Source organism: Accumulibacter sp. (assembly GCF_031732815.1).
In the GTDB taxonomy this organism is placed as follows: Bacteria; Pseudomonadota; Gammaproteobacteria; order Burkholderiales; family Rhodocyclaceae; genus Accumulibacter.
In genome coordinates this window covers 1-8,620 of record NZ_JAVMKF010000038.1, presented here as the reverse complement: position 1 = coordinate 8,620, position 8,620 = coordinate 1, and the positions used below count along the sequence as shown (strand labels likewise).

Here is an 8,620-nt window from a genome sequence, read left to right as displayed (position 1 = left end):
AGCAGGGAATTCAGCAGGGAATTCAGCAGGGAATTCAGCAGGGAATTCAGCAGGGCCGTGTGGAGGGCCGGCACGAAGGCGAGGCGCTTCTCCTGGCCCGCTTGCTGGCTCGCCGCTTCGGGCCGTTGCCCGATTGGGTTGACCAGCGTCTGGCCCAGGCGAGCGACGATGAGCTGAACTCCTGGGGCGAGGCAATGCTCAGCGCGCCAACGCTGGCCGCGGTATTCAGCGAGCGGCAGCATTGAATGGCGCGCTTTCTGGCGACGTAGCCAGAGCCACCAGAGGCTGACCAGAACGGGGCCGCACCAGCGCTCAGCCAGCCAGGCCTGCCGCGCAGTGCCGCCTATCTCGACGCACTTTGGCCTCTCCCGCAATCCCCAACTTGCCGGAAAGCAATGGGGCAGCAATAGCGCCGGACACCACGAGCGTCCAGCGGCGACCAGGACGCGCCCTACGCCAGCCGCCCGGCAATCAACTCGCTCGTCGGCACTTCGTCGCTTGCCGCAGGTCGCTGCGCAAGGACTTTCGACAAGGCCTCGACCTCGGCCACCGTCGGCGGATCACTGCGGCGACCGCTGGCGAGGACGAGACGAGTGAGGACGGCGTCGAGCGCGGTCAGGTTGGTCAGCGCATGCGGGACGAGTGCGCGCATCATCTCTCGCTGCCTTGGCGAAAGCGTTCCCTGCCCGGCCTGGGCAAGGATTTCGGCGGCCAGTCGGGCAGCGATGTGCGGGATCAAACCAGGATCGGGAACCGCCAGCGACTCACCGGTAGCGATTTGCGGCTCGCCGCCGTTCAGGCGGACAAAGCCGGCGGGCGGTCGCTGATAAAGGCGCTGCAGGCGGGCAAAGCTGAGTGGTTCGCGCGCCCAGTCGGGAAACTCGAGCGCGTCAGCGCGCCGCCCGGTGTAGACGTGGCCGACGCGGTGCAGGCCGGCAAACTCGCGCAGGTACGCCGCCTCGGGCAGACGACGCAGACGTTCATCCAGAACAAACGGCGTCCACCAGTAGGCCCGCATCGCATTGACGCGCGCCGTCATGCGCGCGCAGAAGCTGGGGTCCTGAACATTATGTGCGGCGCGCTGCGCCCATTCCAGGGCGCTGTCGATCGCCTGGGCAGCGGCTGCCAGATCGCCGGCTGCTACGCTCCGTCGGCAGACAAGGATCGCCTCGGCGAGCGCCAGACAGGCTGGCGCTTGGTAGCCGGCGAAGCCCGAGTCGGCCAGGCCGAGGGCATCGTGCAGGATCTGCTCGGCAAGCGCGGTGTCGCCGAGCAGCCAGCCGAGCGCCTGGGCGCTGGCCAGCATCAGTCTCTTGTGCTGCGCCCAGACGTCGCTGCCAGCGCGTTCGCGGCCGGGTTTGAGACACGCTGCCTGCGCCATCAGTTGCTGCGCCTGCTCCACCAAGCCCTGCCGCGCGCGCGCGTCGCCCGCCTGTGCGCGCAGCGCCTCGACGGCAATCGCGACACCCTGTTCGAACTCGACGCTTCCGCCACCGAGCGCTGATTCGACGATACTGACGACCGCTTCCCTGACCCACGCACCGCCGTCAGCGCGCGGGTAGCGGACAACGTAGCCAAGCAGCAGCCAGAGCGTGCTCAAGCGATACTCGGGATAGTGGTAGTTGCTGTAGACGCTGAGGTACTGCGCCAGCGCCTGGCTGCCGCGCACCGGGTCGCCCGCCGCGTAGGCGACCAGATACGGGCCGTCGAGGTCGGCCAGGTAGCCGGTCTTCGTCTGTTCACCAAGCACGCCTTCCGGTAGACCGGGGATACGCTCGCGGTAGATGCCGCGCGTCGGCTGCGGTCGATCAGGATTTTGCACATCAGGGTCGAGTCCACGACTGACGATCAGTTCGCGGCTGTACTCGCCACCGCCAACGCGCTTCAGGAGTTCTTCGATGAGGCGCTCATCGGCTTCGTTCGGCGGCACCGGGAAGGCAAAGTCCGGCGGCGGCGCGGCGTGCAGGTCAACGGCGATCCAACGCCAGAGGTCCTGCAAAACGGCTTGCGGACCGAGTTCGGCATGCACTTCGTCGGCCAGGCAGGCGGCGGCGGCTGGCTTGAGCGGCGCCGCCAGCCAGGCGATGACAAGCAGCAGTACCTGCCGCCAGTACTCGTCGAGCGGCAGCAGCGTGCTGCGCCGGCGGGCGCCGTCGAGTTCGCCCAGTCGGGCCAGGGCAAGGATGGGCCGCGGCTGCCCATGCGCGCGCTGAAAAGAACGCAAGCTGTCGACCGCGCGCACGAGCAGCGCCACGCCAAGCGGATGATCGTCGTCGAGCACGGCGTGCAGCGCGCTGTGCAAGGCCTCGCGCAGCGCGGGCAGATCGCCAAGCGCGTTCTCGTGCGCCTGCTGCCACGCGGCATTGCCGACCAGCGCAACGAGTGCGGCGCAGTGCGCATGGCGCGCGGACGGCTCCGCGTGCAGTGCTGCCTGCGCGCGATGAAAGGCGAGCCAGCGCCAGGCGAAGGCGTCTTCGGCTTGCGGGTAATCGCCCCAGGCACCGGCCAGCGCGCCGTGCAGCGCCATGGGATCGGCCAGCTTGCCAAGGAGATAGCTGCGCAGCACATCGTGCAAACGCAGGGTACTCGCGCTGCCGTCGTACTCGACCAGCGCTAACGGAGCCAGCCGATCACCAACCAGTCTCTCCGCCTGCCCGGCGTCAAGGCCGGCAGTGATCTGCCAAAGTTGGTCAACAACGGACAAGGGCAGCGCCACGTCCTGCGCAAAGATCGCCAGTTCGGCGTAACGTTGACGATCATCGGGGTCAAGCAGTTCGAGACTGGCATCGACCGTCGCGGCCACCGCCTGGTCGCGTTCGGCGACATCACGTACCGGGTCGAAGGCGCACACGCCCCGGCGTTGGAGATCGCCGGCGACGGCGTCGAGCGCTTTGTCGAGCGGCGTCTTCTGGCGCAGCACGCGCTGGCGCAGCGTGCGGTTGGCCAGTCCGAGAAGGACCGGCCAACCGCCGAGCTGTTCGGCCAGCGTGATCAGGCGCGCGCCCTGCCCGCCCGGCAAGCCGGCGCCGAGCAACTGCCGAGAATCGCTGTTGTGCATCGTCGCCAGCTCGACGACGAGCGCGTCAAAGGGTAGCGTGTTCGTGTTCCGTGTCGTGATCAGGCGGGCGCAGCCGGCGCTTGCCTCACTCAGCTCGCGAATCTTCGCCTCGTCCCAGACGTCATCGAGAACGAGCAGCAACTGCCGCCCGCGCAGCACTGCCTGCAACTGCGCACGGGCGCCAGACAAGGTCTGACAGCCATTCGTCTCGCCGGTCAGGGCGGCAACGAGGTCACTGATCAGCGCATGCGCCGACGCCGGATTCTTGCCCAGCGTCACCCACAGTATGCCGTCACGGCATGCCCGGCGCACGGCTGCGTCGGCGCAGAAAAGGCGCGCCAGCGTCGTCTTGCCGACACCACCAAATCCGTGCAGCCCGACGGTGAGCGGTAGCAGTTCGCCGTCAGCCGCCAGCAAGTGCGCACGCAGTCGGTCCAGGTCGTCGATTCGGGGTACGTGATCGGCCGCCGGGAGCGGCGCCTGGAACGGCGCCGGACGTCCACTCCCGACGGTCGACGTTACGCGCTCGGGCACCACCAAGCGGATCGCGCCACCCGCGGCGAGCTTGTCGAGTTGCTGATTGAACTTGTATTTCAGTTCATCGACGTTCTTGTAGACGGTGTAGAAGTGGCCGAGCGCGCCGAGCTTTTCCTGGAAAGCCCAGACGCTCATCAGGTCTTCGCCGCGCGCGCTGCCCGGGCCAGGTGGCGGATCCTTGAAATACGTGTAGACCAGCGGCCGGCCGCTCGCCCTGAACTGGGCAACGGCCGTGGCGAACTCTTCTTCGCTGTAACGGCCGACTTTCGTGCAGAACAGCATCAGGAAAATGTCGCAGGCGCGAATCGCTGCGTTGTACTCGTCCTGCAGGCGCGTCGGCGACAGCGCGTCGAGAAAATCCTCCCAGACAATCAGTTCGAGAAAGGCACCGTGCGCATGCCAGTCCTTGTTCTTGCGGTTGATGAAGATCTCGAACTCGCGCCGGTCATCGACCAGTTCTCCCGAGGAAGCAAGAAAGATTTTCGTCTTCGCCATGGAAGGTTCCTTTGCCGGAAATCAAGCGCGCCGTACTCGCCGCGGCGGCATGGCCGCAGCGGCGAGTACGGCTCTCATGCCGCCGTCGTCGCGATCTCGCGCACCACCGCCTGCAGAAGAGCGACGTCGTCCGACGTCGTCTGCCAATTGTCGAAGGCCGCTCTGATTGCTGCACGACCGTGCCAGATGGTTCCGGTGACGAAGGCACGGCCGTCGCGCTGGATCGCGTCCACCGCGTCGCGGTTGAGCCGATCGGTCGCTACCGGGTCGAGACCGTCGCGGATCAGCCGAAAGCAGACGATGTTGAGCGGCGCCGGGTTCATCAGGGCGAGGCCTGGCGTCGCCTCGACCCAGCGTGCGAAAGCCGCCGCGTGGTCGACACAGCGCTCGACGACAGCGCGATAGCCCGCGCGGCCAAACGCCTTGAGTGCGCACCAGGCGGCCAGCCCGCGAAACCGGCGCGACATTTCAGGAACGTGCATGCACGGATCCCAGCCGGCGCCGCCGGCGACATACGCCGCCCCGACGGCAAACACCTGGCGCAGCAGGTCGCCGTCGCGAACGAAGGCAAAGCCGCTGTCGTAGGGTACGTTCAACCACTTGTGTGCGTCGGCTGCGAGCGAATCGGCGCGCTCGATTCCCTGCGTCAGGTGTGCCAGGCGTGGCGAGACGCTGGCGAACAACCCGAAGGCACCGTCGACGTGCAGCCAGGCGCCCGCCGGGTGCGCGTCGCGCAGATCGGCAAGCGCGGCAAGGTCGTCGAAATGGCCGCTATTCACCTCGCCCGCGTTGCCGACGATGATCGCCGGCCCGTCGATGCGGCGCAGCAAATCAGCCATCGCCGCGAGGTCGACCGGACCGTTCGGCGCGCTCACCAGGTGCACCTGTCGCCGACCGAGACCGAGCGTACCCAGACACTTGACGGCGCTCAGGTGGATCTGCGAGCTGGCCACGACGTTGATCGACGGCTGACCCGCCAGGCCGTCGGCCGCGGCGTCGAAACCGAGTTGTCGGCCAGCCCATTGGCGCGCCGCCGCCAGACCGATCAGGTTGGCCATCGTCGCACCGCTGGTCAGCGCGCCGGTCCATTCCGACGGCAGCCGGAAAAGTTCCCTCAGCCAGCGCAGGACGACGAGTTCGGTCTGCGCTGCTGCCGGGCTCCCGGCCCACAGACCGGCATTCTGGTCGATCGCCGAGGCCAACCAGTCGCCGGCCAGCGCCGCCGGCGTCACGCCGCCGGTGACGAAGCCGAAGAAGCGCGGTCCCGGCGACGCGGTGATTCCCGCTTCGGCACGCCTGAACCACTCATCGACAACGGCGGCCGGATCGCTGCCGTTGTCCGGCAACGGCTCATCGAGGGCTGCTGCCATTTCTTCGGCTGAGGGCACGCGGCTTACCGGGCGCTCGGCGAGCGAGGCGAGAAAGGCTCTCGCCAGCGCATGTGCGCGCCGCAGCGGCTCGGCGCAGGGTGAAGAAGTCCGTTCGTCGGGGGCAGTCATCGGTCGTGCTCCTGGTGGCTTGGTCAGGTGTCTGGTCGACCCGTCCGGCAGTTTCCAGCAGTCGCCTCTGCCACCTGCCGATTGACGATGACCGACCGATCACAGGATACTTGCATTTCTGGTGTAGAGGTTCCCCGTTGGCCATCCGGCACTCGCTCGACCGGCGGCAGCGGACGACAAGCGAGGTCGCGCATGGGATTGGCAGAATTGACGTTGAGCGACGCTTCGCTGATCACCGCGACCTTTCTGTTCACCGACATCGAAGGATCGACCAGCCTGTGGGAGCGCGAGAGCGCCGCCATGCGCGTCGCCTTGCAGCGCCATAACGCGCTGCTTGGCGCGGCAATCGACGAGCAGGGCGGCGACGTCTTCAAGACGGTCGGCGACGCCTTCTGTGTTGCCTTCACCGACGCCGCCGCTGCGCTGCGCGCCGCCTGCCGCAGCCAGATGCTGCTTACCGCTGAACGTTGGCCAACGCGCGCCGCGCTGCGCGTGCGCATCGCGCTGCATACCGGAACGGCGTATCAGTGTGCAGGTGACTACTTCGGTACGACGGTAAACCGCTGTGCGCGCCTGCTGGCGGTGACCCACGGTGGCCAGACGCTGCTCACCTCGGCCACCGAAGCACTTGTCCGCATGAGCTTGCCGAGCGCCAGCCGCCTGCACGACGCGGGCATGCTGCGCCTGCGTGATCTGCCGCACCCGGTACACGTCTTCCAGCTTGTACACCCCGGCCTGGCGGTGAATCTGCTCGAGGTCGGCGACGTCACACCCGCTCGCAAACCCGAGGCGCAAGCTGAAGCCCGTTTCCGGCCAAGCGACCTGTACGAGGTGCCCACCTTGCCGGCGATAGTCCTGCAGGCGATGAAGGCGCTGCAGGACCCACGCTGCAACGCGAAGACGATCGAGCGCGTGGTCGCACGCGATCCGGCGATTTCGGCCAAGATTCTGCGCGTCGCCAACTCGGCTTTCTTCGGCTATTCGCGGCGCATCGGCACGATCGCCGAGGCGATTCAGTTGCTCGGTTTTGCCAACGTGCAGGGAATGATCATTTCGGTCGGCGCCTTCGACGCCTTTCGCGCCGAGCGCTTGCGCCTGCTCGACCTCTGGCGGCACTCGATCACCACGGCAACGGCGGCGCGCTTCCTCGCTCCGCTCGTTCGCTGTTCGCCGGATGAAGCTTTCATGGCCGGTCTGCTGCACGACATCGGCAAGCTGATCCTGGCCGTTCAGGCGGAACCCGGCTATCAACGCGTACTCGACCTGCGGCTGGCGTCGCCAGTTACCAACCTCGCCGCCGAGCGCGCGCTGTTCGACTTCACGCATCCTGAAGTAGGCGAAATGGTCGCCGAGCGCTGGGATCTGCCGCCGCGCTACGTCGCCGCGATCGCGCACCATCACCAACCCGCTGCGGCGGGCAGCGAGACGGTTTTCTGTGGGCTGATCGGGCTCGCCGACCGCGCCGCCTACGCCACGCTCCCCGATGCAGACGAAAAAGCTGGCGGCGAAGAAGACGAAGTTGCCGCACTGCTCGCCATGCTCGGACTCACCGCCGAGCACTGGGACGGCTGCCGCGCCCATCTACTCGCCGAGCAGGCAGAGATCGAAGCTCTGCTCGGCGCCATCCAGTAGCGCGCTCAAAGCTGGTACTCGTCTTCCGGCCCGCCACCGAGCATCGCCCGGTCGACCGCCCGACGCGTCAGGTGCGAGGCGAATAGTTCGATGAAGTCGTATTCATAGCGCCGGATGTAGGTGCCGCGGCGCAAGCCGATGCGCGTCGTGTTCGAGCCGAACAGGTGCTCGGCGGGAATCGCCTGCAGACCGGCATCGCGCACCGGATCGAAAGCCATGCTGGCAATGATCCCCAGACCGAGGCCGAGGCTGACGTAGGTCTTGATGACGTCGGCGTCAGTCGCGGTGAGCACGATGTTCGGGGTCAACTGTGCCAGCTCGAACGCCTTGTTGATGTGCGAACGACCGGCAAAGGCGGTGTCGTAGGTAATCAGCGGCCAACGCGCGAGCGCAGCGAGCGCCAGTACCCTGGTTGCGAGAATCGGATGGCCGCTCGGGGCGATCACACAGTGCGCCCACTGATGGCACGGCAACATGACGAGCTGTGGATACTGTTCGAGCGCTTCGGTGGCGATCGCGATGTCGGCTTCGCCCTCCAGAGTCCACTCGGCAATCTGCGCCGGATGGCCCTGGTGCAGCGACAGGCGGACTTTCGGGTACCGTTCGACGAAGCGTTTGATCACCGCCGGCAGCGCGTAGCGCGCCTGCGTGTGCGTCGTCGCGATGACCAGACTGCCCGAATCGCCGGCCGCGTACTCTTCACCAACACGCCGGATATTCTCGGCCTCGCGCAGCATGCGCTCGGCGATCTCGAGCACGACGCGCCCAGGCTCGGTGATGGCAGTCAGACGCTTACCGCTGCGCTCGAAAACAATGACGCCAAGCTCGTCTTCGAGCAGCCTGATCTGCTTGGAGATGCCCGGCTGCGAGGTATAGAGCGCTTCTGCCGCTTCCGAGACATTGAGGCCGCAGCGCGAGACTTCGACCAGATAGCGTAGTTGCTGGAGTTTCATCGCCGTCATGGATTACCAATGGTTATAACAATCTAACTCAATATTCTTTTTCGATCAAACGCTGCACTGCTACGATGGGCGCCGCTTTACCATGCTGGTCCATGGCGTGGGTCTACCAGAGGAGTGCACATGTACCGCTACGACAGCACCGACCAACGGATCATCGACGAGCGGGTGGCACAATATCGCGAGCAGATCGCGCGCCATCTCGCCGGCGAACTGTCAGCCGACGAATTGCGGCCACTACGCCTGCAGAACGGCCTCTACATTCAGCGCCACGGTCCCATGCTGCGCATCGCCATCCCCTACGGCATGCTGGCGGCGCGCCAGTTGCGCAAGTTGGCCGAAATCGCGCGGCGTTACGATCGTGGCGTCGGACACTTCACGACGCGCCAGAACATGCAGCTCAACTGGCCGCAGTTCGAGGAAACGCCGGACATGCTGGC

At 66.5% G+C, this 8,620-nt stretch carries 5 protein-coding genes and 1 pseudogene; 3 read left to right on the top strand and 3 right to left on the bottom strand.

The window, feature by feature from the left end; all coding sequences use genetic code 11:
• A partial coding sequence (locus RKP46_RS03330) for a DUF4351 domain-containing protein (RefSeq protein WP_311105309.1) occupies positions 1-245 on the top strand: 245 nt, incomplete at its 5' end.
• A gap of 206 nt (positions 246-451) precedes the next feature.
• Here the strand turns inward: RKP46_RS03330 and RKP46_RS03325 are convergent.
• Together RKP46_RS03325 and RKP46_RS03320 are read right to left on the bottom strand one after the other, a co-directional pair.
• Complete coding sequence (locus RKP46_RS03325; protein ID WP_311105308.1) at positions 452-4,090, bottom strand: NB-ARC domain-containing protein; 3,639 nt, start codon at positions 4,088-4,090, stop codon at positions 452-454.
• A 74-nt stretch (positions 4,091-4,164) separates the two neighbouring features.
• Positions 4,165-5,589, bottom strand: a complete 1,425-nt coding sequence (locus RKP46_RS03320; RefSeq protein ID WP_311105307.1) for a pyridoxal-dependent decarboxylase — start codon at positions 5,587-5,589, stop codon at positions 4,165-4,167.
• A gap of 192 nt (positions 5,590-5,781) precedes the next feature.
• Between RKP46_RS03320 and RKP46_RS03315 the strand changes: the two genes are divergently transcribed.
• Positions 5,782-7,221, top strand: a complete 1,440-nt coding sequence (locus RKP46_RS03315; protein ID WP_311105306.1) for an HDOD domain-containing protein — start codon at positions 5,782-5,784, stop codon at positions 7,219-7,221.
• A 5-nt stretch (positions 7,222-7,226) separates the two neighbouring features.
• On the opposite strand, the gene cysB is transcribed toward RKP46_RS03315, so the two are convergent.
• The gene (cysB, locus tag RKP46_RS03310; protein WP_311105305.1) at positions 7,227-8,174 is read right to left on the bottom strand and encodes an HTH-type transcriptional regulator CysB; all 948 of its coding nucleotides are present in this window, start codon (positions 8,172-8,174) and stop codon (positions 7,227-7,229) included.
• A 129-nt stretch (positions 8,175-8,303) separates the two neighbouring features.
• Here cysB and RKP46_RS03305 point away from each other — a divergent pair.
• Positions 8,304-8,620: pseudogene (locus tag RKP46_RS03305) on the top strand (nitrite/sulfite reductase); the annotation flags it as partial.